The following is a 26185-nucleotide window of genomic DNA, read 5'->3' on the forward strand; positions in this document are numbered from 1 at the left end:
CGGCGATGAAGGAAAATTGTGAAGTTGCCGCCCCGGCTGGTTACGGGGCCGGCGGAAACGACCTCAGATGACGTAGGCCTTCAGCGGTTCGAAACCATTGAAAGCGACCGCCGAATAGGTCGTCGTATAGGCGCCGGTGCCTTCGATCAGGACCTCGTCGCCGATCGAAAGGGAGATCGGCAGCGGATAGAGGTTCTTCTCGTAGAGCACGTCGGCCGAATCGCAGGTCGGGCCGGCGATGACGCAGGGCTCCATCTCGTCGCCGTCGTGCTCCGTGCGGATCGGATAGCGGATGGCTTCGTCCATCGTCTCGGCGAGACCGCCGAACTTGCCGATGTCGAGGAAGACCCAGCGGGCATCGTCATTGTCCGACTTCTTCGAAATCAGAACGACTTCCGCCTTGATGACACCGGCATTGCCGACCATGCCGCGGCCCGGCTCGATGATCGTCTGCGGGATCTGGTTGCCGAAATGCGTGCGCAGCGCCTGGTAGATCGACTTGCCGTAAGCTTCTGCGGACGGAACGTCGCGCAGGTACTTGGTCGGGAAGCCGCCGCCCATGTTGACCATCTGCAGGTGGATGCCCTGCTTGGCAAGCGATACGAAGACACGCTTGGCATCGGCGAGCGCCGAATCCCAGGCATCGACCTTGGTCATCTGGGAACCGACATGGAACGAGACGCCGTAGGACTGCAGGCCAAGCTGATGAGCGTAGACGAGAACGTCGACGGCCATCTGCGGAACGCAGCCGAACTTGCGCGACAGCGGCCATTCAGCGCCTTCGCCATCGGTCAGCACGCGGCAGAAGACGCGGGCGCCGGGAGCGGCGCGCGAGATCTTCTCGACTTCCTCGTGGCTGTCGACCGCAAAGAGGCTGACGCCGAGCGCATGCGCGCGGGCAACGTCACGTTCCTTCTTGATCGTGTTGCCGTAGGAGATGCGGGCGGCGGTCGCACCGGCTTCGAGCGCCATTTCGATTTCGGCTACGGATGCGCAATCGAAATTGGAGCCGAGGCCTGCAAGCAGCTTCAGCACTTCCGGGGCCGGGTTGGCCTTGACGGCGTAGTAGATGGCGCTGTCCGGCATGGCGTGACGGAAGGCGTGGAAATTGTCGCGAACGACGTCGAGGTCAACCACGAGGCAGGGACCGTCGGGACGTCGGGTTGCGAGAAAGTCGCGGATGCGCTGGGTGGTCATATCGATTCCCTCTTCCAATTCCAGAGCTCCGGCATGAACCGGAGGACAAAGGGCATACGATAGCTCGCATTGGAACCAGCCGGTGGAGACCCCGGAACCATAGCAAGCGCTCGATGCGCGGATAGTGAACCAACGCCGCGGACGCGGTGTAAGTTCGGCTTTGTCTGCCATGGATTGGAGGGAGAATCCCAACCGCACTTCCGGCAATGATGGTGTGCCTCTTCAGTAACCCCCGCTGATGGAAAGCAGGGAGAGAACAAAAAGGCCCGCACCGTCGTTGCTTCAGGCGTCCTCGCATTTTCCGGTTGGCCGGAATAGCGACTGGAGGGGTTAATTCCAGGTACCTTACCGATTTCCTCACCAATTCGAGGGTTCGGCGGACACCCATGGGCACGTGCGACTTTGGGCTGAGTGGGAAATAAGAATATTCGCCTTCATAATCAAGCGATTTTTTAATCTGGGGCCAAAAAAATAATTGAACAAAATCGCCCAATTTGTTCAACATTCCGAAACAGCTTCGGGAACAGCCATGGACACCTTGACACGCATACGGGCTTTCATCGATGTTGTCGAGGCCGAAGGCTTTTCCGCCGCGGCGCGGCGCACCGGCCGCTCGAAGGCGCTGCTCTCCAAATATGTGCGCGAACTGGAGGATGAGCTCGGCGCCCTGCTGCTCAACCGCACCACCCGGCAGTTCTCAATGACCGAGGCTGGCCATACCTACTACCGCACCGCCTCCGATATCCTGAAGGAGATCGACAACCTCGCCGATCTCGTGCGTGAAAACAATGCACAGCTCAAAGGGCGGCTTCGCATCTCGGTGCCGCGCACCTTCGTCGATGCCGATGTCGGCCAGTCGCTGATCGATTTCGCCAAGGAGAACCCGGACCTTTCGCTGGAGATCGCCGCCGACGACCGGTTCGTCGACCTGATCGAGGAAGGCTTCGACGTGGCGATCCGCGTCACCAAGCTCGAGGATTCCGGCATGATCGCCCGCAAGATCTCGGATTTCCGCGTCCATCTCTGCGCCACGCCGGATTTTCTCGAACGCCATCCCGATCTCGAGCACCCCAGCGACATTTCCAACGTCCCCTTCATCGTCGATACCAATGCGCGCACCCAGGCAAGCATCCGCTTCCACAATCCCGACAACACCTCGTTCGCCGTCGCCGTCAGCGGACCGATCGAGGTCAACAGCCCGCATGCGACATTGCGCGCGGCACTCGCCGGCATCGGCATCGCCCTCATCCCGGATTTCATCGCCCGCAAGCCGATCGAGAGCGGCGCACTAGTGACGCTGTTCAACGACTACCTCCCGACCGACCGCGGCATCTACGCCGTCTATCCGCATCGGCGCTATCTGCCGGCCAAGGTGAGGATCTTCGTCGACTACCTGCACAACTGGTTCAAGAAACATCCATAATGGGGCCGATGCGACATTCCGTCCGCGCCAGCCACCACTAACCCGGTCCCAATTCCGTCCCAATTTCTGGCAAGAAGTCAGGGTCACCGAACAGGGCAGCGGAACAGATGAAACATTCGACGATACTGATGGCCGCGCTTCTTTCGCTGGCGCCGGCCGCCGCCTTTGCCCATCCGCACATCTTTGTGGAGGCGCGTCTCGAAGTCGTGGCCGGCAAGGACGGCAGCGTCGAGGAGCTGCGCAATGTCTGGCGCTTCGACGAGGTCTTCTCCTCCTCCGTCGTCATGGATTTCGACAAGAACACCGATCTGAAGCTGGAGCCGAACGAGCTCGCCGAGGTCGGAAAGACGGTGAAGCAATCGCTCGCCGATTACGATTACTACATGAACCTGACGATCAACGGGAAGAACATCACCGTCCAGAAGCCCGACATCATCCATGTCGACTACAAGGACGGCCAGCTCTTGATGTTCTTTGCGGTGAAGCCGGTGGAGAAGATGCCACTCAAGGGCAGGCTCACCTTCGGCGTCTACGACCCGACGCTCTATACTTCGATCGATTTCCCGACAGACAACGAGCTGGCAACGGTCGGCGACGGCTTCAAGGCCTGTAAACATCAGGTGGTGCGGCCGGATGCCGACGAGGTGATCTCGCAGAACAAGCAGTCGCTGACGGACGCCTTCTTCAACGATCCCACCGGCACCAACATGTCCAAACTCTTTGCCACCCGGCTGGAGGTCACATGCTGATAAAACGCCTGCCCCTCGCCTTTTCCGCTGCGGCCCTTGCGCTGCTGGCGGCGGCAAGCCTTGCCCATGCCCAATCGCCGCTCGGTATCGGCACGGCGGAGCCGAGCTTCCAGCCGACCGGCGGGCCGCTCGCACCGCTTTTGCTCTATGTGAACTATGAGCAGCAGGCTTTCTACCGGGCGCTGACAGGCGCCTTGAAGGCGATGCGCCAGGACCCGTGGCAGTTGGCATCGCTGATCGGCCTCTCCTTCGCCTACGGCGTCTTCCATGCAGCAGGCCCTGGGCACGGCAAGGCGGTCATCTCCTCCTATATGATCGCCAACGAGATCGAGTTGAAGCGCGGCGTCGTGATTTCCTTCATCTCGGCCTTCGTCCAGGGCGTGGTGGCGGTGGCGCTGGTCGGCGGCGCCTGGCTGGTGCTGCGCGGCACCGGTATCACGCTGACGGCGGCGACCCATGCGATGGAAATCGCAAGCTTCGTCATGGTCATCCTCTTCGGCGGTTGGCTGCTGTTTCGCAAACTGCGCTCGATGGTGGGCAACATGCCGCGCCGCCGGCTGATGGCGACGTCCGCCGGCCCGGTCAGCATGATGCTCGACTGGAAGGACAATGCGGCCGAGCGGCAGGCCTATGCCTTCAACGGCAAGGCACAGGCCATCGACGCCGGCCATACCTTCGTTCCCGGCATGGTCTGCGAGACCTGCGGCAATGCCCATGTGCCTGATCCGGCCCTGCTCGCCGGCGACAGGTTCAGCGCCCGCGAGGCCTGGTCGGCGATCGTTGCCGTCGGTCTGCGCCCCTGCTCGGGCGCACTGCTGGTCATGACCTTCTCGCTGCTGAACGGGCTCTATCTCGGCGGCGTGCTTTCCGTCGCCGCCATGTCGCTCGGCACGGCGATCACCGTTTCCCTGCTTGCCACACTTGCCGTCACGGCCAAGGGGGCGGCCGTCCGCCTCTCCGGACGTGGCTCGACCGCCTCGATCTGGGTCGGCAACGCCATCGAAATCCTCGGCGCCGTGCTCGTCATGCTGATGGGCGCCCTGCTGCTCGGGGCCTCGCTGCAGGGGTAGAGCTGTAGCCCTATTTCTCTCTGCCGCGCTGATAGCGCGCCCGTAGCCAGAACACCGCGAAGAACGCCATGATCAGGCAGACGCCGACGGCAATCGCCAGTGTCGGCGAGAAATTGCCGATCCACAGCACGATGGTCGGCAGGAAATAGATGACCAAGGCGGCACCAAGCAGGATGATGCCGGCGGCTGTCGCCTGCGAGCGGCTCTCCGGACTCATACGAGCCTTTCCTTTTCGAGATCGGCGCGGATATCCTGCAGGCGGCGGATCTGGTTGCCGGCGGCGTCGAAATTCTCAGGCGAAAGCCAGGCCTCGAAGGCATCGTTGATCATCGGCCATTCGACATCGATCATCGAGAACCAGGCGGTATCGCGGTTGCGATGCTTGGAAATCATGTGCTGGCGGAAGACGCCTTCGAAGCTGAAGCCGTAACGCGCCGCCGTCGTCTTGCTCGCCTCGTTCTTATTGTCGCATTTCCATTCGTAGCGGCGGTAGCCGAGATCCTCGAACACGTGCTTGGCCATCAGATAATGCGCCTCGGTCGAAAGCGGCGACCGCTTCATCTCGGCGCCGTGCGCCACTCCGCCGATCTCGACGACGCCGTTTGCCGGGTCGGCGCGCATGTAATTCGCCATGCCGACAATCTTGCCGGTGGCATTGTCACGGAAGATATGGGTGAGCCAGCCGGACTTGGTGTAGACGGTTTCCAGCCAGTTGGCGAAATCGTCGATACCGGAGAAATCGTCCTGCGCGAAATAGAGAAGCAGCGGGTTGATGCCCATACCGCCGAGCCCGTCCCACAGCGCCTCGAGATGTTCCGCGCGCCGATAGGGCTCGACGGTGACGAAACGACCCTTGAGCGTGACCGGCGTCGGCGCCGGACAACCGTTGAAATTTGTTAGATCGCGCATGTTCACTCCCCTTGTCTAGGAGTGGATAGGCCAGCCGCCCGACAAAGGCAACCGGCCTGCTTGTCACTGTGACAAGGTCACCTTGGCGGAGGACACCGTCGCCTCGATATGGTCGACCAGCTGGTCGGCAAGACCGAGGCGGCCGGCGAGCAGATCGAGATAACCGCGCTCGGCGCGCGAATCCGGTTCGATGGTGAGCCGCGAGGCGGTGTAAAGTTCGACGCGCTGTTCTTCGGTCCTCGCCGCCGCCACCAGCGCATCGATATCCGTCGGCGAAGCGAGTTCGTGCTCGATGAAGGCCGCGGCCTCACCGCTGACGTCGGCGGCCTTGACCTTGTCCATGATGAGGGCGCGTTCGGCATCGTCGATATGGCCGTCGGCCTTGGCGGCGGCGATCATCGCGCGGATCAGCACCAGCACGAATTCATTGCTGCCGGCAGGCGACGTCGGTCCGAAACCGGATTCGGCGGGCGGCGGCAAGAGAACCGGATTGTTGGCCGAGGGCGCATCCGAGGGGGCTGCGGGCGCCTGCCCCGCCTGGTAATTCTTGTAGGCCTGGTAGCCGAGGCCGGCAATGGCGGCAAGACCGCCGATCGCCAATGCATTGCCGGCAATACCCCGGCCGGTCTTGGTGCCGAGAAGCGCGGCTGCAATCGCGCCTGTCGCCAGCGGGTTGTTTTTAGCCGTCTGAACGGCGTCGCCCGCCCTGTCGCGGACCGAACCGCCGAGACCCGGCACCTGCGAACCCAAGAACTGGTCGAGAAGCTTCTTTGCGTCGAACATTCCTCGTCATCTCCCTGTTTGAAGCTGGAGAGGTACATAGGTTTGCGACGGGTGAAATACAAATTGAGGAGTGGGGATTATGCCCGAAGGCCGACCCCACCCCTACCGAAACTCAGGCCTTCAGTGCCGCCGCTTCTGCCGCGAGCCTGGTAATGCCAGCCCAGTCGCCGGCCGCGACCAGTTCCTTCGGCGCTACCCAGGAGCCGCCGACGCAGATGACGTTCGGCAGCGAGAGATAATCATTGGCGTTCTTCAGCGAAATGCCGCCGGTCGGGCAAAACAGCGTGCCCGCGAGCGGTGAAGAGAGCGCCTTCAGCAAGGCCGCGCCACCGGCCTGCTCCGCCGGGAAGAATTTCAACACTTGGTAGCCTTCTTCGCGCAAAGCCATCACTTCGCTGGCGGTCGCAGCCCCCGGAAGCAACGGCACATCGGAGTCGGCAGCGGCATCGAGCAGTTCCTGTGTCGTACCCGGGCTGACGATGAACTTCGAACCGGCCTCGACGGCGGCTTGCCAATGGGCGGCATTCAGGATCGTGCCGGCGCCGACTTCGGCGCCCTCGACCTCGGCTGCGACGGCGCGCACGGCATCGAGTGCCGCCGGCGTGCGCATGGTGATCTCGATCGCCTTCAGGCCGCCCGCGACGAGCGCCCGGGCCAGCGATACCGCCGACTTGGCATCGTCGACGATCAAGACCGGAACGACCGGCTGGAGTTTCAGGATGGAAAGGAGCTTTTCTGTTTTCTCGCCCATGGTCGTGCGACTTCCTTGAAACGATTGAATTCGGATCCCGAATAACGCCCCCGCCGACCCTTGTCGAGATAAAACCAGACCATATGACAAGATGGGTAGGAAATGCGTGGAAATTGGTCTACCGTGCCGCAATCGTCACAAAAGGTTCACTGATATGGCGAAAGAGATCGAGCGGAAGTTTCTTGTACGCAGCGATGGATGGCGTTCCGCCGTCGAGACGAAGTCTGTTCTCCGGCAGGGTTACATTGCTTCGATGGACGACCGTTCCGTCCGGGTGCGCATCCTCGACGACAGGAAAGCGAAGCTGACGATCAAGATCGGCCGCAGCACGATTACCCGCGACGAATTCGAATACGACATCCCGATCGCCGATGCCAAAGAGCTGCTGCAGAATGCGATCGGCATCGTCATCGAGAAGACGCGCTACCGCGTTCCACATCAGGGTTTCGTCTGGGAGGTCGACGTCTTTACTGGCGAGCATCGTGGGCTTGTCATCGCCGAGGTGGAGATGACGGCGGAAACCGACAATCCGGCCCTACCCAGCTGGCTTGGCCGCGAGGTGACCGGCGATTTCCGCTATTCCAACCAGGCCCTTGCCACAGAATATGAGCACGACAGGCATGGCCTATCGCATTCGGCCTGACGCCGATTTCACGGACGCGTTCCGCAGCGTCGCGACACAGCAGCTGGAACGTGCCATTACGCTTATCGAGGAACGGCCGGACGGCACCGATGAGGCAATCCATTCCTTCCGCAAGAGCCTGAAACGACTGCGCTCGCTCTACCGCCTCGTTCGTCGCAAGGTGCCGGATTTCCAGGCCCAGGAAAACACGAGGCTGCGCGATGCCGCAGTGTCGCTTTCGGCGATCCGCGACGCTGCCGCCCTCATCGGCACCGCACAATATCTCCAGCAATCAGCCCGGGGGGACGAGGAAAGCGAGGCGCTCGGCCGCATCGTCACTGTTCTCGAAGGACGCCGTGACTGGATGACCGAAGCCGAAAGCGGCCTGGAGCAGCGGCTGACGGAAACCTCTGCCGTCCTGACGGCGGCGATTGCAGCCCTGGATAAAGTGTCCTTCGACGGCAGCCACCGCAAGAATGCCCGTATGCTGGCAAAGAGCTGGCGCCGCACCGCGCGCAAGGCGAAGACCGCGCTTGCTGCCTGCCACGGCGAGGCATCGGCCGACGATTTCCACGATCTGCGCAAGCGCGCCTACGACTATCGGCTCTACCATGCTCTTCTGCGTGACGTCTGGCCGGGCGCGATGAAGGCCAAGCGCGATGCCGCCACGGAACTTGTCGAAGATCTCGGCCATATACACGATCTCGCCGTGCTCTCCGAACTGGTGGAGGCCGAACCGCAGCTCTTCACCCGCAACGACGATCTCGCACACCTGCTTGACGCCATCATCTTCCGCCAACAGGAAGACCGGCGGCAGGCGCTTGTCAAAGCCGAAATCGTCTTCACCGATGATCCCGACGAGGAAGCCGACCGCATCGAGCTTCTCTGGCTGGCCGCCGGGAATCGATAGGTGGCGACACCGGCAGTGCTTGCGAACGCTGCATTTCCGAATGCCTCAGCGCATCTGAAATATCATAGGAAAACCCATTGACCTCAACCAGTCTTGAGGTCCTAGCCTCCGGTGGTCGAACAAGCAAAGACCTGACGCTGCGAGGAAAAAATGACCGCCGAAAATGCCGCTATGCCGAAGGTGCTCGGACTCTACGAGACCCATCTGACCGTTGCCGATCTCAAGACCTCTACGGATTTCTACCGCGATGTCGTCGGGCTAGAGCCCGCAGCATCGTTCGAGGAGCGCAAAGTCACGTTCCTCTGGGTGGACGACCGGAAGACCGGCATGCTGGGCCTTTGGGAAACCGGAACCGGACCCTTGAAGATGCGGCTGCATATCGCCTTCCGCATGACCGCCGATAGTGTGCTGCAGGCTCCCGCCTTGCTCAAGGCAAAGGGCGTGGAGCCTCTCGGCTTTAACGGTGAACCGGCAACGGAACCGGTGGTTCTCGGCTGGATGCCGGCGCTGTCGATCTATTTCAAGGATCCGGACGGGCACTCGATCGAGTTCATCAGCATTCTCGACGCCATCCCCGACCGGAGTTTCGGCGTGCGGCCGTTTTCCGAATGGCAGGCGCGAGCGTAGTCCGCCACCTGTCGAAATCGCCTCTGGCGAAGGCAATTGCGTGGCCCGCCGATTTTCTGTATTTCCAGGCCTATGACCGACAGCCTCACACACACCAGCCCGTTCCTCGTGGCGGCCCTCTACCATTTCGTTTCCGTGCCGCGTTTTGCCAGCCTGCAGGCACCGCTGCAGGCGCTTTGCGAGGAGAACGGCGTCAAGGGAACGCTGCTTCTGGCGCATGAGGGCATCAACGGCACGATCGCCGGACCGGATGCCGGGATTGGCGCCGTGCTCTCCTTCCTGCGCGCCCAGGCGGAATTTTCGGGCCTGGAGCACAAGGAAAGCCGCGCCTCGAAAATGCCCTTCCTGCGCATGAAGGTGAAGTTGAAGAAGGAAATCGTCACCATGGGCGTCGAGGATATCGACCCCAACAAGGTGGTCGGCACCTATGTGGCCGCCAAGGACTGGAACGCGCTGATCTCCGATCCCGATACGATCGTCATCGACACCCGCAACGATTATGAGACGGCAATCGGCACGTTTCGCGGCGCGCTCGACCCGAAGACCAAGACCTTCCGTGAATTTCCGGATTGGGTGCGCAACAATCCCGGCCTGCACAACAAGCCGAAGGTCGCCATGTATTGCACCGGCGGCATACGCTGCGAGAAGGCCACGGCCTTCATGAAGGCTGAGGGCTTTGACGAGGTCTATCATCTGAAGGGCGGCATCCTGAAATATCTGGAGGAAGTGCCGCAGGAGGAAAGCCTCTGGGATGGCGCCTGCTTCGTCTTCGACGAGCGCGTCTCCGTCGAGCACGGGCTGACGGAAGGCGAACACAGGTTGTGCCATGCCTGCCGTAACCCGATCACATCAGAGGAGATCACCTCGCCGCTCTACGAGGAAGGCGTTTCCTGCAGCCACTGTTATCCCAAGCGCACGGAAGAAGACCGGCTGCGCTACCGTCAGCGGCAGCACCAGATCGCCCTCGCCAAAAAGCGCGGCCAGCGGCATATCGGCAGCTGAGCCGGATTCTGTGTGAATCAAATTTGCTTTCTGAAGATCAGGCCGCCGGTCAGGCTGCGCCGATACGACGCCGGCCTGTCGGCTCCGCTGCCCGTCGCTCGCTCAGCATCTTGGTGATGAGGTCTGCTGTAACAGGCTTTCCGAACAAATAGCCCTGCAGGCAGTCGCAGCCGAAAAGGCGCATGGCGATCGCCTGCTCCTCGGTCTCGATACCCTCGGCCGTCACCGGAATGTCGAGCGAACGGGCGAGCGCCACCGTCGCCTGCAGCATCTCGCGCTGGCGCTTATCCTCGTTGACGCCCATGACCAGCGAGCGGTCGATCTTGATGCGGTCGAAGCCGAACTGCCTGAGATAACCGATCGAGGAGAATCCGGAGCCGAAATCGTCAAGCGCCACCTTGACCCCCAGCCCCTTCAGCCGTTCGATCGACTGGCGGGTCCGCTGCGGATTCTGGATCATGTAGCCTTCGGTAATCTCGAGCGTGATGCGGCTGGCTTCGATCTCCGTCTGCTTCAGCACGTAACGCACATAGTCGCTGAAGGCGGGATTGCGGAACTGGCCGGGCGAGACGTTGACCGAAACGTTGAGTTCCGGCCATTGCTTGGCCGTCTCGCATGCCTTGCGCAGCACGAACAGGCCAAGCGATTCGATGAGGCCGCTGGTCTCCGCGATCGGGATGAACAGCTCGGGCGAAACAGGACCGTGGCCCGGGCGATTCCAGCGCACCAGTGCTTCGACGCCGGTCATCGCCTGGGTGGTCGCATCGATCAGCGGCTGGTAGGCGAGCGTCAGGTCACCGCTTTCGATGGCGATCCGGAGATCGAGTTCCAGCGCGTTGCGCTGCTCTCGATCCGCATCCATCGACGGATCGTAGAGCGTCATGCGCGCGCGGCCGGCCTCCTTCGCCTTGTACATGGCAAGATCGGAGCGGCGCACCAGCTCCTCGCGGCCAATCGAACCGAAGGGTGACATGGCGATGCCGATACTGGCCCCGACGACGACGACGCGGCGCCCGATCTCCAATGGCTCGACAAGAAAATCGAGGATCTGCTCGGCAAGCTGCAGGGCGGCGGCATTCTCGCTGTCGGAGAGAAAGGCGATCGCAAATTCATCGCCGCCAATGCGCGCCAGAACCGCATCCTGTGGAATGAGCACTTCGAGCCCGGCAGCGACCGCACGGATCAACTGGTCGCCGGTGCCATGGCCATAGCTGTCATTGACTTCCTTGAAGCCATCGAGGTCGAGATAGAGGAGCAGCACGTTGCGCCTGGTCTGGCGTGCTTCGACGACAAAACGATCGACGGCGAGCCCGAGCCCGTCGCGATTGGAAAGGCCGCTCAGCCTGTCGCGCAACGCCTCCTCGCGGGCGCTGCCTTCCTCTGCCTTCAGGCGGCGGCCGGCAAGCAAGCCGATGACCAGCAGTACCGCGAAAAACAGTCCGACGAGGCCGAGCGCCTGGATGACCATCGGCCGCACCTGCGCATAGGCGATGTCGCCGGGTGAACGCGAGGTCCAGACGAGCTTGCCGAGCGTTGCCCCTGTCGGATCGACGATCGGGACGCGATAGTCGGCCGCAAAGCTGGGTGGCGCCAGCCTCAGGCCGCCAATGACATAGGTCTGGCCGAGAGCGGTCACCCTGTCGTCATCGAGATGGCGGGCGAAAACGAGATAGCGGTGCTGGCCGGCGGGCACGTCAAGCGCACCGGACTTCTTCCGAACCAATGCCACGCCGACAGCGGCAATGCCCCGCTTGGTGGTGATGAAACCGACCGCTTGAGGACGATCTGCCGGGCCGGCCGCCTTCACCGTGTCGAGCAGGGTCCAGAGCGACGGCGCGAAGAAATCCGTGAGCGGCTCCTCCATCGGTTTGCCGTCGCGATAGGCGATGATCGCCTTCTTCGCGTCATCGATGACGATCGCCATGTCGAACAGCGAGCTGTTGAGCGACATCTCGCCGTAATTGCTCACCGTCCAGTCCATACCGTCAGGCGCGTAGACGTTGACGGCAGCGTCGTCCCAGGCGGCATAATCGTCGAGTGTCGCGCCGAGCTGATCCTCGAAAGTCTTCACCGCGCCGATCGTGGTTTCGCGCGAGCGCTCGTCATCGAGGAGATTGGCATTTTCGGCCACACGTTCAAGCGCCGTCAGCACCATGATGGTGACGACGGCGACGACGACCGCGAAGGAGAAAAGCACGCCGGTGACGGCGATGTGGCGGCCTATTCCCGATCCCTTGCTTTGCGACTTTCCGACTGTCTGCATTACGACTCCCTGACCGTTGGACTTTGCCAGTCAAGGGTTCAAAAACGTTTAAGCAACCGCCTGTTGTACGTTTCTGACAATCTATTTTTATGCGTGCCGCCGGCCGCCGTGACATTGACGGCAGGCAGTGTCAGCTTGCCGTGCCGGCCGGTAGTTCGAGTTCAAGAGGCGCCTTATCAACTGCCCGCGCGAGGAATGGCGCTAACCCGCTTTGTAATTGCCCTTCGGGAATTGAGCCGCAAGGTCGCGATACCATTTGCCGCTCTTCTTCACCGTGCGCTGCTGGGTCTCGTAATCGACGTGGACGAGGCCGAAGCGCATGCGGTAGCCTTCCGCCCATTCGAAATTGTCCATCAGGCTCCAGGCGAAATAACCGCGCAGGGGATAGCCGTCCTTGATGAGGTTGGCGACGACATCGAGGTGCTCACCGACATAGTCGAGGCGCATCGCGTCATCGACCTCGCCATCGACGACATCGGTGTTGTCGCAGGCACCGTTCTCGGTGATGTAGCATTCCGGCAGTTCGTAGCGGCGGTAGAGGTCCTCGACGGAGAGCTTCAGGCCCGGTGCATAGATTTCCCAGCCAATATCGGTCTTGACGTCGCTTGCCGGCGGCGCCTCCACCGTCCAGGGGAAATCGCCTTTGCGATCGGCATCATCAGTGACTCGCTCGGGCTTGTAATAGTTCAGGCCCCACCAGTCGAGTTTCTGGCTGATGAGCTTCATGTCGCCATCTTCGATGACGGGCATGCGGTCGCCGAGCGCTTCGACGAATTCCTTCGGATATTCGCCCTTGAAGACAGGATCGAAGAAGGCGCCGTTGTGGAACTGATGCGCACGCTCGCCGGCGGCAAGATCGGCCGGGCTGTCGGAGCCAGGGATGATCGAGGCGGCGTTGAGCACGAGCCCGACAGGCACATCAGGGGCTTCCGAGCGGATCGCCTCGACGCCGAGGCCATGGGCAAGGTTCATGTAGTGCATGGCGTGAAGGGCGGCCTGCATGTTGCGCTCGCCCGGAGCATGGATGCCGTAAAGGTGGCTCAGCCAGACGATGCACCAGGGTTCGTTGAAGGTCGCGACGGCATCGAGGCGGTCGCCAAGGCGGTTCATCACCGTCTTGGCATAGCGGTGATAGGCATAGGCGGTCGAGCGCGCCGTCCAGCCGCCGTCGCCGGCGAGCAGCAGAGGCAGGTCCCAGTGGTAGAGCGTCGCAAAGGTCTTGATCCCCCGCGCCTTGCAACCGTCGACCAGCCGGTCGTAGAAATCGAGGCCGGCCTCGTTCACCGGACCCGTGCCGTCGGGGATAATGCGCGGCCAGGCAATGGAGAACCGGTAGGCTTCGACACCCATATCCTTGATGAGATCGAGATCCTGCTCCAGGCGATTGTAGTGATCGCAGGCAACGTCGCCATTATGGCGATGATAGACGCGACCCGGCATATTGCAGAAGGCATCCCAGATGGACGGCTTGCGGCCGTCTGCCTTGCTGGCGCCTTCGATTTGGAAGGCGGCGGTGGCAACGCCGAAAGTGAAATCGCCTGGAAAGCGGTCTGCGAGTTTTTTCGGATCGATCATCTGTAAATCCCGTTCTCGGCGTGTGGGTGAACCGTTTGGGTTCGGATTTAGCCAAGCCGAAAAGCAAAGTACAGGCCCGGACGCAGAAAAACTGCAACGTTACAGTACGGCCGCGAAGCGGCGGCGACTGCAGTATTCGGTCGCCCTGACCTGCCGCACTTTCCGGCGCGGACTGCTCCCATAACGTGAACGTCAGAAGTCGTGACTTGCCGGCGCGCCCGCGATCGTTGCACAGCCAAGACATCACAAACAGGAAAGGAATCCGATGCTGTCTTCGATCCATCTGCTGCAGCCGCATCTGTTGAGCTTGCTGCGCATCATCTCCTCACTTGTGCTTTTCAGCTACGGAACGCAGAAGATTTTGCATTTTCCGGTTGCGGCAAGCGTGCCTCCCGTCGGCTCGCTGTCCTGGGTTGCCGGTCTTCTCGAACTCACCCTCGGCTTCCTGGTGCTGGTCGGCTTCCAGACCCGTATCGCCGCCTTCGTGCTCTCGGGCCTGATGGCCTTCGCTTATTTCATCGGGCATGCGTCGAAGGGCATCTATCCCGCGCAGAACGGCGGCGTCGCGGCAATCCTGTTCTGCTTCGTATTTCTTTATCTGGTGGCGGCAGGCGCCGGACCCTTCAGCGTCGACAACCTGCTGAAGCGTGGCCGCACGGCTGCGGCCTGATCGAGAATAAACAAAACGCCGAGGCGACTCGAGCCCGCCTCGGCGTTTTTCATTGAGTGACTGGGAACGTTAAATTCAGACCTTGACCCAGGCGCCGTTCTTCTTCGAAGATGCGACGCAAGCCTCGACGAAGGCCACGCCCTTCACGCCGTCATCGACCGTCGGGTAGACCACCGCCTTGTCGACAGCTTTGCCCTTCTTGCGGGCGTTGATGGCATGCGCCGCTTCCGTATAGATCGTCGCAAAGGCTTCAAGATACCCCTCCGGATGCCCTGACGGCACGCGCGAGACACGGCCGGCAGCCGCGCCCGAACCGGCGCCGCCCCGGGTGATCAGCCGCTTCGGCTCGCCGAAAGGCGTGTACCAGAGATAGTTCGGGTCCTTCTGGGTCCATTCCAGCCCGCCCTTGGTGCCGTAGACGCGCACCATCAGGCCGTTTTCATGGCCGGGCGCCACCTGGCTGCACCAGAGCATGCCCTTGGCCGGCTTCTCCGAGCCTTTTGCCTTGAAGCGCAGCAAGACATGGGCGTTGTCATCCAGCCGGCGGCCCGGGACGAAGCTGTCGAGATCGGCGGCAAGGCTGTCGAGTTCCAGGCCCGATATGAAGGCGGCAAGATTATAGGCATGCGTGCCGATATCGCCTGTGGACCCACCGACGCCGGATTGCGCCGGATCGGTGCGCCAGGCGGCCTGTTTCTGGCCGGTCTGCTCGACCGCTTCCGTCAGCCAGTCCTGCGGATATTCGGCCTGGACGACTCTTATATCGCCGAGTTCGCCGTTCGCGATCATCTCGCGCGCCTGGCGGACCATCGGATAGCCGGTGTAATTATGCGTCAGCACGAACAGCGCACCGCTCTCGTCGGCGATCTTCTTCAGCTTCTTCGCATCGGCCAGGTTTGACGTCAGCGGCTTATCGCAGATGACATGGATGCCGCGTCTCAGGAATTCCTTGGCCGCATCGTAATGCACATGGTTCGGCGTCACGATCGCCACCGCCTCGATGCCGTTCTTCAGCTTCGCCTCGCGGATCGCCATCTCGCGATAGCTGGAATAGGTCCGCGACGGATCGAGGCCGAGGTCGCGGCCGGACTGCACGGCCTTCTCGGGCGTCGACGACAGCGCGCCGGCGATGAGATCGTACTGATCGTCGATGCGCGCAGCGATACGGTGCACGGCGCCGATAAACGCGCCCGCGCCGCCGCCCACCATGCCGAGCCGGATGCGCGGCTCGCGTGTCTGTTCGGATGATGCTTCGATTGCCATTAATTCCTCCTGAAATTTAAACTTGGTGCGGACGCATGCCCCTCATCCGGCTGCCGCCACCTTCTCCCCGTAAACGGGGCGAAGGGGATATGCCGCGATGTTTACGCCCATCTCGACGGCTGGTGCGGCAACTCCCCTCTCCCCGTTTACGGGTAGAGGGTTAGGGTGAGGGGCACCCACCAGATGCCCTGTTTTAGGAAAGCCCCAGCATCCGCCGGTTCGCCGCCTGATCCGTGCCGCTGCCGGCGAAATCGTCGAAGGCTTTCTCGGTGACGCGGATGATATGGGCGGCCACGAATTCGGCGCCTTCGCGGGCACCGTCTTCCGGATGCTTCAGCGCACATTCCCATTCGACCACGGCCCAGCCGTCGAAATTATTGGCGGTCATCTTCGAGAACACCGCACCGAAATCGACCTGGCCGTCGCCGAGCGAGCGGAACCGGCCGGCGCGTTCCACCCAGCCCTGATAGCCGCCGTAGACGCCCTGGCGCCCGGTCGGATTGAACTCCGCATCCTTGACGTGGAACATCTTGATGCGGTCCTTGTAGATGTCGATGTTGTCGAGATAATCCAGGCACTGCAGGATGTAGTGCGAGGGGTCATAGAGCATGTTGGCGCGCGGATGGTTCTTGACGCGCTCCAGGAACATCTCGAAGGTGATCCCGTCATGCAGGTCTTCACCGGGATGGATCTCGTAGCAGACGTCGATGCCGTTTTCGTCCGCATGGTTGAGGATCGGCGTCCAGCGGCGGGCGAGTTCGTCGAAGGCCGTTTCGACCAGACCGGCAGGGCGCTGCGGCCAGGGATAGATGAACGGCCAGGCAAGCGCGCCGGAGAAGGTCGCATGCGCCTTGAGGCCGAGATTTTTGGATGCCGTCAGCGCCATCTTGACCTGCTCGACAGCCCATTCCTGGCGCGCCTTCGGATTGCCGCGCACCTCCGGTGCCGCGAACCCGTCGAAGGCTTCGTCATAGGCCGGATGAACGGCAACGAGCTGGCCCTGCAGATGGGTGGAGAGTTCGGTGATCTCGATGCCGTTTTCGCGCGCCTTGCCGGCGAATTCGTCGCAATAATCCTTCGACGTCGCAGCCTTCTTCAGATCGATCAGCTGGCTGGCCCAGGTCGGCACCTGGACGCCCTTATAGCCGATGTCGGCCGCCCATTTGGTGATGGCGTCCCAGGAGTTGAAAGGAGCGGCATCACCCGCGAACTGGCCAAGAAAAAGGCCCGGGCCCTTGATCGTCTTCATGTCAGATTCCTCCCTGAACATCGACCGTAAACGTTTCTGAAGTGTTGTAGCACGCAATTTTACGGGCGCAAGGCGCCTCCTCGCCCTTGCCAGCGGATTTGGCGCAAAGCCATATGCGATATGGCTGCGAGCTAATCATGATGGGCTTTGGCGGGCAAGAGGTACGTGCAGCATTTTCGGCCGCACACTGTGTGGAAGCATTAAAAATGCGCCCATCCTTACGAATGGGCGCATGTCTCCAATCGATGGATCAGAACGGCGAATCCGGGAAGTAGAAGTCCTTGGCATTGTCCTTGGTGACGAGCGTCGCGTCGAGGATATAGCTGCCGTGAACCGGGACCTGATCGTAAAGGGCTGCCGCCGTCAGTTCCATCGCCGTGCCGACCATTGCCGGCGGATAGAGGACGTCGACCGGGATCAGCTTATCCCCGTCCATGACCTTCTTGACCATATCCTTGGAGCCGGCACCGGCGACAACATATTTGATGTCGGTGCGCTTGGCCTGCTCGATCGCCTGCAGAACGCCGACGGCCATGTCGTCGTCCTGGCACCATACGACGTCGATCTTCTGGTACTTCGTCAGGTAGTCCTGCATGACCTTGAAGGCATCGTCGCGGTTCCAGTTGCCGTACTGGCGGTCGAGAACCTTGACGTTCGAGCCGGCAATGCCCTTGTCGAAACCGTCCTGGCGCTGCTGGTCGATTGGGATCGGCAGACCGCGGATGATGACCACTTCGGCATCAGGCGTGTTGTCCTTGATGTACTTGCCGGCGACTTCGCCGAGAGCCGGGTTGTTGCCGGCGACATAGAGGTCGCGCACGGAATTGTCGTTGTTGCTCGGTGCACGGTCGACCAGGGCGACGAACTTGCCCTTGCCCTTGACTTCCTTGATGGCGTTGACGAGCGGATCCGGATCCGACGGCAGGATGACGAGGGCGTCGATGCCTTGCGTATCGAGATCCTGCACGGCGTTCGCCTGGCTGGCGGCATCCGGCGAAGTCTTGACGATAACGTTGAGACCGGGATGTTCGGCCATCAGCAGCTTGGCGACGCGCTCGGCATGGAACACCACGCCCGAAGTCCAGCCGTGGTCGGCCGCCGGAATGGAGACGCCGATGGTGAATTTCTTGTCTTGGGCGTGAGCGGCGCCGGCGAACGTCACCGCCGCAACCGCGAGACCCAACATCAATCTACGCATGCTATTTCCTCCCACTCATTTCAGGGACTTTTCCATATCGGGACCGGGCGCCCTGTCAGCCCGGTCAATTCATGATTTGCGCACCAGCGAGCGCTGGACGAACATGGCGATGATGATGATCGCACCCTGGATGGCGCCGATCAGATATTCGCTGATGAAATTCGAAAGCAGCATGATGTTGCCGACGAGTTCGAGAATAAAGGCGCCGCAGATCGTGCCCCAGACCCTGCCCGCGCCGCCCTTGAGCGCCGTGCCGCCGACGACGACGGCGGTGATCGCCTGCAGCTCCCACAGGATGCCCGTCGTCGCCGAGGTCGAGCCGAGACGCGGAACGTAGAGCAGCACGGCAATGGCGACGCACAGTCCCTGGATGACGAAAGCAATCGTCCTGACGCGGTTGACCGCGATGCCCGAATAGCGGGCGACATCGCTGTTCGATCCCACTGCGACGACATGGCGCCCGTAGCGGGTGCGATAGAGGATGAAGGCCGCAACCGCCGTCACCGCCAGGATCACCACGATCGGTATCGGCACGCCGGCGATATTGCCGAAATAGGCAGGACGATAGAGCGTCTGGATATCGGCGGAGCGAAGGGTGATGGCGCCGCCCTGCGACAGCCATGTCGTCAGGCCGCGATAGATGCCCATCGTGCCGAGCGTCGCGATGAACGGCTCGATCTTGCCCACTGTGGTGATCAGGCCGTTTGCCAGGCCGCAGAGCGCGCCGGCGACGATGGTGAAGGCGACCGCGACCGTCAGCATCAAAGCCGGGTTTTCGACGGCGCCCGAATTCATCAGCAGGATCATCAGGCTGGCGACGAAGGCCACCATGGAGCCCACCGACAGATCGAGGTCGCCCGCTGATATCACGAAGGTCGCGCCAACCGCGATGATGGCGATGAAGGCGCTACGCGTCGCGACATTGGCAAGGTTGGTGATGCCGATGAAATTGGGATTGACCAGGGCTCCGACGATCAGGAGCAGGGCCAGGGCGACAAAGGGCGCGACCGCACGCAGGTCGACATCCCGCCAGGATCGGCGCCGGATTTCCCTGGTCTCCTCGTTGACACTCATTTCCAAAACCAACCTCCCGTCCCATATTTTCTGGGCATCTTATCTGTCGTCCTGATCGGCGAAGCCCTGCTTCAGCCTCAGGCGGCCGCCTTCTTCTTGAGCCCGGCGGCGTAACGCATGATCTCCTGCTCGGAAATCTCGTCTCCTTCGAGCATGCCGACGATACGCCCTTCGCGCATCACCGCCACTCTGGTGCAGAGACCGATGACCTCCGGCATCTCCGACGACACGACGATGATCGACCGGCCGTCCCGGGCGAGCGCCGAAATGAAATGATAGATTTGCTGCTTGGTGCCGACATCGATGCCGCGCGTCGGCTCGTCGATGATGATGATATCAGGATCGGTCTCCATGACCTTGGCCAGCAGCAGCTTCTGCTGGTTCCCGCCCGACATGCGCCCGGCGACGATATTGCCGTCGCGAACCCTGATGTCGAAGCGGCGTTTGGCCTTTGCCATGGCGGCCGCCTCGCTGCCCGGGCTGAGATAGCCGTGACGCGCATGCCTTCCGAGCGATTGCAGCGTCAGATTGGTCACCATGCCGGAGCGCAGCAGCAAGCCCTTCGACTTGCGGTCCTTGGTCATATAGGCGAGCCCGCAGCGATTGGCGGCATGCACGTCGCCGGAGGGAACTGTTTCGCCCTTGATCACCACTTCGCCCTCGAGCCGGGTCCGCAACCCGGCGATCGCTTCCATCAGTTCGGTGCGGCCGGAGCCGATCATGCCGGAAAAACCGATGATCTCGCCCTTGCGCACTTCGAAACTCGCATCCTTCACATAGCCGGTCGACACCGAAGCGACGCTGAGAACGACCTCCTCGTCGACATCGGGCTCGACCTTGGCGGGATAGAGGCTGGAAAGTTCGCGGCCGACCATCAGCTGGGCGATCGATTCCCCGTCCAGAATGGACGTCGGCGACGTCTTGATCCATTGGCCGTCGCGCAACACCGTGACGCGGTCGGTCAATTCCATCACCTCGTCGAGCTTGTGGGACACGAAGACGAAGCTCGTGCCCTGGTCGCGCAGCTTGCGAACCTGCTTGAAGAGCATACTGGTCTCTTCCCGCGACAGCACCGCGGTCGGCTCGTCCATGAACACCACCCGCGCATCGCGGCTGATCGCCTTGGCGATTTCGACCATCTGCTTGTCGGCGATGGAGAGCGTGCTGATCAGTGCGTTCTCGTCGACATGCGAACCGAGCAAGTCGAGAACCTTGCGGGTCTCCGAACGCATATATTTGCGATCGAGCATGCCGAAGCGCGTAACTTCCCGCCCGAGGAAGAGGCTCTCCGTCACGGTCAGATGTTCGGCGAGGTTGAATTCCTGGTGAATGATGACGATGCCGAGCGCCTCGGCGGCGCCGTTCGGCGGCAGCACGACGGGCTTGCCGTCGAGCAGGATCTCGCCGGAACTCGGCTGTTCGAAACCGGACAATACCTTGACGAGCGTGGATTTGCCGGCCCCGTTTTCACCCATGAGAGCATGGATTTCGCCGGAGCGAAGATCGAAGTTCACGCTGAAGAGGACCTGCACCCCACTGAAGGATTTGCATATGCGCCTGGCGGACAGCACCACGGGTGCGGTGTCGGCGGCTTCCACGGTCATCTGATCCTCCCCAAAGCGGCTCTCCATCCGCTCTGGACCCTATGTAAACCTTTACATACATCGTGTAAAGGTTTACATCGTTGATTTACACAGATCAGTTGAAGCCTGCCTTTGACCTCTCGACAAGTCTGTGTAGTGTCTCGGCGAAGACAGCCCCAAGGCAGAGCCCAGTGTCGAATTCCACGCCCGCAACCATCGAAGACGTCGCCCGGATCGCCGAGGTCTCCATCGCGACGGTGTCGCGGGCGATCCATATGCCCGAGAAGGTCGCCAACTCCACACGGCTCAAGGTCAACCAGGCGATCGCCATCACCGGTTATACGACCAATGCGATGGCGCGCAGCCTGAGGCTCGGCCGCTCCAACATGATCCTGGTCGTGGCGCCCGATATCGGCGATCCCAATTTCTCCAACATTCTCGTCGGGCTGGAGAACGAGGCGCGCGCGCACGGCTACGGCATCCTGATCGGCCACACGCAGAACGACGCTCAGCGCGGCCTCGAATATCTGAAATTCTTCAATTCCAACCAGGCGGCCGGATTGATCCTCTTCACCGGCATCCTGCCCTTCGGGCATCAGACGATGACCGCGCGGCTGCCGCCGAGCGTCGGCGTTTTCGAGCCCGTCTTCAACGGCGGCATTCCCTATGTCGGTGTCGACGATACCGAGGGCGCCAGGAAAGCGGTGGATCTGCTGCTGGCCGAAGGGCATCGCAAGATCGCCTTCATCGGCGATTCACGCACCCGGCTTGCCTATACCAGGCGCCGCATGGGTTACGATGCCGGTCTCGACGCCGCCGGCATCCCGCCCGACTTGAGGATCGTGCTCGAAGGCGACGGCACGATCGAAAGCGGGCGGCATGCGGTCGAACAGCTTTTCATGCGTGACACGCTTCCCACAGCCTTCATGTGCGTCAACGACCAGACGGCGATCGGCGTCATGATCGGGCTCGGCGCGCGAGGCTACGACATTCCGCGGGATTTCTCGGTGACCGGTTTCGACGACGTGCCGCAGGCCGTCTTCATATCCCCGCCGCTGACCACGATCCGACAGCCGAGAACGGCAATCGGCAAACAGGCGATGGCGCTGCTGCTGGAATTGCTGTCCGATGGCCGGCCGACCGAAACGGAAATCCTGTTGAGGCCGGATCTGGTGGTTCGAAACTCCGTCTCGGCGCCGTCGCGCAACTGGTTGAAACGGTAAATCCATATAGCGTTCCGGCCGGAGAGGGTTGCGCCGGCGGCCGATGACCGCCGGCGCGCTTTGTCAGACGTAACGATTGACGACGTTTTCCAGCAGCTCCTGCTTGCCGGATCTCGGCTGCGGGTTGACGTCGTTGCTTTCGACATAATGGCTGATCTCATCCAGCGAATACTCGCCGCGGAAGAGCTTCTGCGCCTCGGCGGATTCCCAGCCGGCATAACGATCGGCAAGCGGCTGCGACAGAGCCTTGTCCTCGATCATCTTGGCAGCGGCCTTCAGACCGCGGGCGCAGCAATCCATGCCGCCGATATGGCCGATCAGTAGATCCGCCGGGTCGAGCGACTGACGGCGAAGCTTCGAGTCGAAGTTGGTGCCACCGGTCTTGAAGCCGCCGCCTGCGAGAACATGGTAGTAAGCGAGCGCCATTTCGGGGACATTGTTCGGGAACTGGTCGGTATCCCAGCCGGACTGATAGTCGTTGCGGTTCATGTCGATCGAACCGAAGATGCCGAGCGCATTGGCAAGCGCCAGCTCATGCTCGAAGGAGTGGCCGGCAAGGATCGCGTGGCCCTGCTCGATATTGAGCTTCACCTCGTTTTCGAGGCCGTGCTTCTTGAGGAAGCCGTAGACGGTCGCGACGTCATAGTCGTACTGGTGCTTGGTCGGCTCCTGCGGCTTCGGCTCGATCAGGATCGTGCCCTTGTAGCCGATCTTGTGCTTGTATTCGACGACGAGGTTGAGGAAGCGGCCGAGCTGGTCGAGCTCGCGCTTGATATCGGTGTTGAGCAGCGTCTCGTAACCTTCGCGGCCGCCCCAGAGCACGTAGTTTTCGCCGCCGAGCTTCTGCGTGGCATCGATGCAGGTCTTGACCGTTGCGGCTGCGAAAGCGAAGACATCTGGATCCGGATTGGTCGCCGCACCCGACATGTAACGGCGGTGAGAGAAGAGGTTCGCCGTGCCCCAGAGCAGCTTGGTGCCGGTTGCGGCCTGCTTCTCGGCGAAATAATCGACGATCTCGTTGAGGTTTTTGGTGTTCTCGGCGAAATTCTTGCCCTCCGGACGCACGTCGGCGTCATGGAAGCAGTAGTAGGGCGAGCCGAGCAGCGAGAAGAATTCGAAGGCGACGTCGGCCTTGAGCTTGGCGGCCTTCATCGTGTCCTCGAACCAGGGACGCAGGAAGGTCTGGCCGCCGAAGGGGTCGCCGCCCGGCCATGTGAAGGTGTGCCAATAGGCCACCGCAAAGCGCAGATGGTCTTCCATGCGTTTGCCCATGACGATCTCGTCCGGCTGGTAATAGCGGAAGGCCAGCGGATTGGTGCTGTCGGGGCCTTCGTATTTCACTTTCTGGATATCGCCGAAAAATCCGGTGCTCATGTTGGGTCTCCTTGGGTTCGTATCTTTTCGAAGTTCTGAATTGTTAGTCTATGCCAGAGGCCCCCTCATCCGCCTGCCGGCGGGGAGAAGAAACTTGTGGCAACGTCGCGGCTCCCTCGAATGAGGGTAGGGTGAGGGGGCGCCTCGATCTCAATGCGCCAGCGACTTGATCGCCGGATAGAGCGCCCGATAGCGCTTGTAGGCATCCTCGTAAGCGCCGCTCAGCGCCGACACCGGCTCGATCGTTCCGGCCGTTACCGGCGGCGTGCAGACGGCAATGGGATCTGCCCGCGTTGCCGCGATCAGGCCGAGGCGGGCTGCACCGAAGGCGGCGCCGAAATCGCCGTCGGCCGGCAGGTCGACGGGAACGCCGAGCGCGGTCGCAATCGAGGCCAGCCAGTAACGCGAGCGCGACCCGCCGCCGATTGCCATGACCCGGGATATGCCGGTGCCGGCCGAACGCAGGGCTTCGAGATTGTCGCGAATGGCGAAGGCGACGCCTTCGAGCACCGCCTGGGTGAGCACGACACGGCTGCTTTCATGTTCGAGGCCGATGAAGGCGCCGCGGATGACGGCATCGTTGTGGGGCGTGCGCTCGCCGGAGAGATAGGGCAGGAAGGTGACGCCGGTGGGCGCCTTCAGCGTCTCCCCGAGTTCGCCGGTAAGATCGGCGGCCGACTTGCCGGTCACGCCGGAATGCCAGTTGAGCGCATCGGTCGCCGACAGTATGACGCCCATCTGGTGCCAGGTGTTCGGCAGCGCGTGGCAGAAGGCATGCACGGCGCTTTCCGGTTTCGGCAAATAGGAACCGTTGGCGGCAAAAAGCACGCCCGACGTGCCCAGCGAGACGAAAGCGGCGCCATCGCTGACCGTGCCCATGCCGCAGGCCGAGGCTGCATTGTCGCCCGCGCCGCCGGCAACGACGACATCGCCGGAAATACCCCATTGCGCCGCCAGTTCAGACCGCAGCTTGCCGGCCTGCGCGGTGCCTTCGACAAGCGCCGGCATCTGCGCCTCGGAAAGGTTGGTGGCGGCGAGCAGTTGCGACGACCAGGCGCGCTTGCCGGTGTCGAGCCAGGACGTGCCGGCCGAATCCGACATTTCCGAAATATATTCGCCGGTCAGCCAAAGACGCAGATAGTCCTTCGGCAACAGCACCTTGGCGATCTTGGCGAAGACATCGGGCTCATGCTTCTGGACCCAGGCAAGCTTCGGCGCCGTGAAGCCCGGGAAGACGATGTTGCCGGTCAGCGCGCGAAAACGCGGATCGGCATCGAGCGCCGCGGCCTCTACATAGCTGCGCGTATCGTTCCAGAGGATGCAGGGCCGCAGGACCTTATCGCTGGCATCGATGAGCGTCGCCCCGTGCATCTGGCCGGAAAGGCCGATGCCCCTGACCGCGGCGAACTCTTTCGGATGTTTCGCCTTGAGGCCGGTGACAGCCTCCTCGGTGGCCCGCACCCAGTGGGCTGGCTCCTGCTCCGACCAGCCGGAATGCGGACGCGAGACGTCGAGCGAACCATTGGCCGAGCCGACGATCTTCTGATCACCATCGATCAGCATCGCCTTGACGCCGGAGGTTCCGAGATCGAGACCCAGATACATGTGGTATTTCTCCCTTTGCCGTTACGGCAGATTGTCTTTCAGGAATATGTCGAGGCGGATGCGCTCCTGCGCCTCGATGACGGCCAGCCCGTCCGCCTTGGCTTTCAGCACGCGAATCGCGCTGCGTACCTCGTGGCCGGCGTCCTGGTTGAGGATCGCATCGATCGTATTGTCGATCAGGGCTGCACGCGTGTGGGCGGTCAGTTCGTGGGCAATCACCGTCAGCACGCGATCGACGGCCTTCTCCTTCAACGCCCGGATGAGGCCGCGATTGCCCGCGCCAAGGCTGTAGACGCCGATGATGCCGGCATTCCTGGAAAGCGCGTCGGCAACGAGCATATGGGCGATCTCGGGGTCGTCGCGGCCTTCGAGGACTGGCAGAATCGCCAGATCGGGAAATTCCTCGGCCATGACGGCGGTGAAGCCCTCCAGCCGCTCGCGATGGTCGCGCACCAGCATGGAGCCGGCAAGCACGGCAATCTCGCCCTTTTTCGGTCCGAGGAATCGGCCGAGCAGGCGAGCAGCCGTGCGCCCGGCGGCGATATTGTCGACGCCGGCATAGTGATGGCGCAGCGAGCCGGTGAGATCGGAAACCAAGGTGACGATGGGAAAACGCTCGCGCACCAGCCTGTCGACGACGGCGCGCACGTCAGGCGCATCGGTCGCAACCAGTGCGATGCCGCAGGGCTTTTCCCGGGAAAGCTCCTCGAGCACCGAGACAAGCGCTGCGGGATCGAAGGCCGGCACCTCGATGGTACGGATATCGGTGCGCTCGGCCGACGATCGGAGGACTGCCTGGCGGATCTCGGCATTGAGCCCGTGCATGAAGGAGTTGTCGCTGGCCGGGAGGATGAAGACCAGCGGATAGGTGCGCCCTTTGGCAAGATTGGCGGCGGCGACGTCTCTGACATAACCGAGCTCGCGGATCGCGGTCTCGACCTTTTCCCGCGTGACGTGGCGCACACCGGGCCGCTGGTTGAGAACCCGGTCGACAGTCGCCAGACTGACACCGGCGGCAGCGGCGATATCGTGAACGGTTGGTCTCATCATTCCTCCTGACGAGAC

At 62.0% G+C, this 26185-nt stretch carries 24 protein-coding genes; 9 read left to right on the top strand and 15 right to left on the bottom strand.

All coding sequences use genetic code 11. The annotated features are described in order from the left end of the window. Positions 1–63: 63 nt before the first annotated feature. Positions 64–1197: an ornithine/lysine decarboxylase gene (gene odc2 / locus FHT79_RS22540; protein ID WP_016737287.1), complete on the bottom strand. Its 1134-nt coding sequence runs from the start codon at positions 1195–1197 to the stop codon at positions 64–66. 529 nt (positions 1198–1726) lie between these two features. Between odc2 and FHT79_RS22545 the strand changes: the two genes are divergently transcribed. The 3 genes from FHT79_RS22545 (at position 1727) to FHT79_RS22555 (ending at position 4439) form a co-directional block, all read left to right on the top strand. Next, complete coding sequence (locus tag FHT79_RS22545; RefSeq protein WP_183904140.1) at positions 1727–2620, top strand: LysR family transcriptional regulator; 894 nt, start codon at positions 1727–1729, stop codon at positions 2618–2620. A gap of 107 nt (positions 2621–2727) precedes the next feature. Further along, positions 2728–3369 (top strand): DUF1007 family protein, encoded by a 642-nt coding sequence (locus FHT79_RS22550; protein WP_183904141.1) that lies wholly within the window; start codon positions 2728–2730, stop codon positions 3367–3369. Further along, entirely contained in the window at positions 3363–4439 is a 1077-nt protein-coding gene (locus tag FHT79_RS22555) for a nickel/cobalt transporter (protein WP_183904142.1), read from the top strand. The genes FHT79_RS22550 and FHT79_RS22555 overlap by 7 nt, the downstream gene beginning before the upstream one ends. Before the next feature lie 10 nt (positions 4440–4449). Here the strand turns inward: FHT79_RS22555 and FHT79_RS22560 are convergent, their stop codons facing one another. The 4 genes from FHT79_RS22560 to FHT79_RS22575 all read right to left on the bottom strand — a co-directional run bounded on the left by FHT79_RS22560 (position 4450) and on the right by FHT79_RS22575 (position 6882). Next, positions 4450–4656 carry a hypothetical protein gene (locus tag FHT79_RS22560; protein ID WP_047616314.1) on the bottom strand — a complete coding sequence of 69 codons (207 nt, stop codon included), beginning with the start codon at positions 4654–4656 and terminating at the stop codon, positions 4450–4452. Further along, positions 4653–5348 carry a GNAT family protein gene (locus FHT79_RS22565; RefSeq protein ID WP_183904143.1) on the bottom strand — a complete coding sequence of 232 codons (696 nt, stop codon included), beginning with the start codon at positions 5346–5348 and terminating at the stop codon, positions 4653–4655. Before FHT79_RS22565 ends, FHT79_RS22560 begins: the two co-directional genes overlap by 4 nt. Before the next feature lie 63 nt (positions 5349–5411). Further along, entirely contained in the window at positions 5412–6131 is a 720-nt protein-coding gene (locus FHT79_RS22570) for a tellurite resistance TerB family protein (protein ID WP_047616310.1), read from the bottom strand. Between the two features lie 112 nt (positions 6132–6243). Then, positions 6244–6882 carry a 2-dehydro-3-deoxy-phosphogluconate aldolase gene (locus FHT79_RS22575; protein ID WP_047616308.1) on the bottom strand — a complete coding sequence of 213 codons (639 nt, stop codon included), beginning with the start codon at positions 6880–6882 and terminating at the stop codon, positions 6244–6246. Between the two features lie 154 nt (positions 6883–7036). Here FHT79_RS22575 and FHT79_RS22580 point away from each other — a divergent pair, with 154 nt between their 5' ends. From FHT79_RS22580 to FHT79_RS22595, 4 genes are all read left to right on the top strand, one after another. Beyond that, complete coding sequence (locus FHT79_RS22580) at positions 7037–7525, top strand: CYTH domain-containing protein (RefSeq protein ID WP_047616306.1); 489 nt, start codon at positions 7037–7039, stop codon at positions 7523–7525. After that, positions 7503–8414, top strand: coding sequence for a CHAD domain-containing protein (locus tag FHT79_RS22585; RefSeq protein ID WP_183904144.1), 912 nt, complete (start codon positions 7503–7505; stop codon positions 8412–8414). Before FHT79_RS22580 ends, FHT79_RS22585 begins: the two co-directional genes overlap by 23 nt. A 150-nt stretch (positions 8415–8564) precedes the next feature. Next, positions 8565–9041: a VOC family protein gene (locus tag FHT79_RS22590; protein ID WP_047616302.1), complete on the top strand. Its 477-nt coding sequence runs from the start codon at positions 8565–8567 to the stop codon at positions 9039–9041. 72 nt (positions 9042–9113) lie between these two features. Next, the gene (locus tag FHT79_RS22595) at positions 9114–10043 is read left to right on the top strand and encodes a rhodanese-related sulfurtransferase (protein WP_063475296.1); all 930 of its coding nucleotides are present in this window, start codon (positions 9114–9116) and stop codon (positions 10041–10043) included. 49 nt (positions 10044–10092) lie between these two features. On the opposite strand, the gene FHT79_RS22600 is transcribed toward FHT79_RS22595, so the two are convergent. Together FHT79_RS22600 and FHT79_RS22605 are read right to left on the bottom strand one after the other, a co-directional pair. After that, positions 10093–12306: an EAL domain-containing protein gene (locus FHT79_RS22600; RefSeq protein ID WP_097595183.1), complete on the bottom strand. Its 2214-nt coding sequence runs from the start codon at positions 12304–12306 to the stop codon at positions 10093–10095. Positions 12307–12507: 201 nt separating this feature from the next. Beyond that, positions 12508–13881 (bottom strand): GH1 family beta-glucosidase, encoded by a 1374-nt coding sequence (locus tag FHT79_RS22605; protein ID WP_183904145.1) that lies wholly within the window; start codon positions 13879–13881, stop codon positions 12508–12510. A gap of 265 nt (positions 13882–14146) precedes the next feature. Here FHT79_RS22605 and FHT79_RS22610 point away from each other — a divergent pair, with 265 nt between their 5' ends. Beyond that, entirely contained in the window at positions 14147–14551 is a 405-nt protein-coding gene (locus FHT79_RS22610) for a DoxX family protein (RefSeq protein ID WP_047616294.1), read from the top strand. 75 nt (positions 14552–14626) lie between these two features. On the opposite strand, the gene FHT79_RS22615 is transcribed toward FHT79_RS22610, so the two are convergent. The 5 genes from FHT79_RS22615 to FHT79_RS22635 all read right to left on the bottom strand — a co-directional run bounded on the left by FHT79_RS22615 (position 14627) and on the right by FHT79_RS22635 (position 20939). Then, on the bottom strand, positions 14627–15814 hold the full coding sequence (locus FHT79_RS22615; RefSeq protein WP_047616291.1) for a Gfo/Idh/MocA family oxidoreductase: 1188 nt from the start codon (positions 15812–15814) through the stop codon (positions 14627–14629). Between the two features lie 193 nt (positions 15815–16007). After that, entirely contained in the window at positions 16008–17063 is a 1056-nt protein-coding gene (locus tag FHT79_RS22620; RefSeq protein ID WP_047616289.1) for a sugar phosphate isomerase/epimerase, read from the bottom strand. Positions 17064–17313: 250 nt separating this feature from the next. Then, positions 17314–18261 carry a substrate-binding domain-containing protein gene (locus tag FHT79_RS22625; RefSeq protein ID WP_047616287.1) on the bottom strand — a complete coding sequence of 316 codons (948 nt, stop codon included), beginning with the start codon at positions 18259–18261 and terminating at the stop codon, positions 17314–17316. Positions 18262–18330: 69 nt separating this feature from the next. Continuing rightward, complete coding sequence (locus FHT79_RS22630) at positions 18331–19335, bottom strand: ABC transporter permease (RefSeq protein WP_047616285.1); 1005 nt, start codon at positions 19333–19335, stop codon at positions 18331–18333. Positions 19336–19412: 77 nt separating this feature from the next. After that, entirely contained in the window at positions 19413–20939 is a 1527-nt protein-coding gene (locus tag FHT79_RS22635) for a sugar ABC transporter ATP-binding protein (RefSeq protein WP_183904146.1), read from the bottom strand. A 170-nt stretch (positions 20940–21109) separates the two neighbouring features. Between FHT79_RS22635 and FHT79_RS22640 the strand changes: the two genes are divergently transcribed. After that, positions 21110–22141 carry a LacI family DNA-binding transcriptional regulator gene (locus FHT79_RS22640; protein WP_183904147.1) on the top strand — a complete coding sequence of 344 codons (1032 nt, stop codon included), beginning with the start codon at positions 21110–21112 and terminating at the stop codon, positions 22139–22141. 63 nt (positions 22142–22204) lie between these two features. Here FHT79_RS22640 and xylA read toward each other — a convergent pair whose 3' ends face one another. The 3 genes from xylA to FHT79_RS22655 all read right to left on the bottom strand — a co-directional run bounded on the left by xylA (position 22205) and on the right by FHT79_RS22655 (position 26167). Further along, a complete protein-coding gene (gene xylA / locus FHT79_RS22645) occupies positions 22205–23515 on the bottom strand; it encodes a xylose isomerase (protein WP_183904148.1) in 1311 nt (436 codons plus the stop codon). A 150-nt stretch (positions 23516–23665) separates the two neighbouring features. Next, complete coding sequence (gene xylB / locus FHT79_RS22650) at positions 23666–25120, bottom strand: xylulokinase (RefSeq protein ID WP_183904149.1); 1455 nt, start codon at positions 25118–25120, stop codon at positions 23666–23668. Positions 25121–25141: 21 nt separating this feature from the next. After that, positions 25142–26167 carry a LacI family DNA-binding transcriptional regulator gene (locus FHT79_RS22655; RefSeq protein WP_183904150.1) on the bottom strand — a complete coding sequence of 342 codons (1026 nt, stop codon included), beginning with the start codon at positions 26165–26167 and terminating at the stop codon, positions 25142–25144. Positions 26168–26185 lie beyond the last annotated feature (18 nt).

It is taken from the genome of Rhizobium sp. BK212 (genome assembly GCF_014197475.1).
In the GTDB taxonomy this organism is placed as follows: Bacteria; Pseudomonadota; Alphaproteobacteria; order Rhizobiales; family Rhizobiaceae; genus Rhizobium; species Rhizobium anhuiense.

Bases quoted from the DNA above. Each gene is read 5' to 3' on its own strand.
- FHT79_RS22585 (WP_183904144.1), top strand. From the start codon at position 7,503: ATGGCCTATCGCATTCGGCCTGACGCCGATTTCACGGACGCGTTCCGC.
- FHT79_RS22580 (WP_047616306.1), top strand. From the start codon at position 7,037: ATGGCGAAAGAGATCGAGCGGAAGTTTCTTGTACGCAGCGATGGATGG.
- xylB (WP_183904149.1), bottom strand. From the start codon at position 25,120: ATGTATCTGGGTCTCGATCTCGGAACCTCCGGCGTCAAGGCGATGCTG.
- FHT79_RS22590 (WP_047616302.1), top strand. From the start codon at position 8,565: ATGACCGCCGAAAATGCCGCTATGCCGAAGGTGCTCGGACTCTACGAG.
- FHT79_RS22610 (WP_047616294.1), top strand. From the start codon at position 14,147: ATGCTGTCTTCGATCCATCTGCTGCAGCCGCATCTGTTGAGCTTGCTG.
- odc2 (WP_016737287.1), bottom strand. From the start codon at position 1,197: ATGACCACCCAGCGCATCCGCGACTTTCTCGCAACCCGACGTCCCGAC.
- FHT79_RS22595 (WP_063475296.1), top strand. From the start codon at position 9,114: ATGACCGACAGCCTCACACACACCAGCCCGTTCCTCGTGGCGGCCCTC.
- FHT79_RS22635 (WP_183904146.1), bottom strand. From the start codon at position 20,939: ATGACCGTGGAAGCCGCCGACACCGCACCCGTGGTGCTGTCCGCCAGG.
- FHT79_RS22615 (WP_047616291.1), bottom strand. From the start codon at position 15,814: ATGGCAATCGAAGCATCATCCGAACAGACACGCGAGCCGCGCATCCGG.
- FHT79_RS22575 (WP_047616308.1), bottom strand. From the start codon at position 6,882: ATGGGCGAGAAAACAGAAAAGCTCCTTTCCATCCTGAAACTCCAGCCG.
- FHT79_RS22550 (WP_183904141.1), top strand. From the start codon at position 2,728: ATGAAACATTCGACGATACTGATGGCCGCGCTTCTTTCGCTGGCGCCG.
- FHT79_RS22630 (WP_047616285.1), bottom strand. From the start codon at position 19,335: ATGAGTGTCAACGAGGAGACCAGGGAAATCCGGCGCCGATCCTGGCGG.
- FHT79_RS22560 (WP_047616314.1), bottom strand. From the start codon at position 4,656: ATGAGTCCGGAGAGCCGCTCGCAGGCGACAGCCGCCGGCATCATCCTG.
- FHT79_RS22620 (WP_047616289.1), bottom strand. From the start codon at position 17,063: ATGAAGACGATCAAGGGCCCGGGCCTTTTTCTTGGCCAGTTCGCGGGT.
- FHT79_RS22570 (WP_047616310.1), bottom strand. From the start codon at position 6,131: ATGTTCGACGCAAAGAAGCTTCTCGACCAGTTCTTGGGTTCGCAGGTG.
- FHT79_RS22625 (WP_047616287.1), bottom strand. From the start codon at position 18,261: ATGCGTAGATTGATGTTGGGTCTCGCGGTTGCGGCGGTGACGTTCGCC.
- FHT79_RS22600 (WP_097595183.1), bottom strand. From the start codon at position 12,306: ATGCAGACAGTCGGAAAGTCGCAAAGCAAGGGATCGGGAATAGGCCGC.
- FHT79_RS22545 (WP_183904140.1), top strand. From the start codon at position 1,727: ATGGACACCTTGACACGCATACGGGCTTTCATCGATGTTGTCGAGGCC.
- FHT79_RS22565 (WP_183904143.1), bottom strand. From the start codon at position 5,348: ATGCGCGATCTAACAAATTTCAACGGTTGTCCGGCGCCGACGCCGGTC.
- FHT79_RS22605 (WP_183904145.1), bottom strand. From the start codon at position 13,881: ATGATCGATCCGAAAAAACTCGCAGACCGCTTTCCAGGCGATTTCACT.
- xylA (WP_183904148.1), bottom strand. From the start codon at position 23,515: ATGAGCACCGGATTTTTCGGCGATATCCAGAAAGTGAAATACGAAGGC.
- FHT79_RS22555 (WP_183904142.1), top strand. From the start codon at position 3,363: ATGCTGATAAAACGCCTGCCCCTCGCCTTTTCCGCTGCGGCCCTTGCG.
- FHT79_RS22655 (WP_183904150.1), bottom strand. From the start codon at position 26,167: ATGAGACCAACCGTTCACGATATCGCCGCTGCCGCCGGTGTCAGTCTG.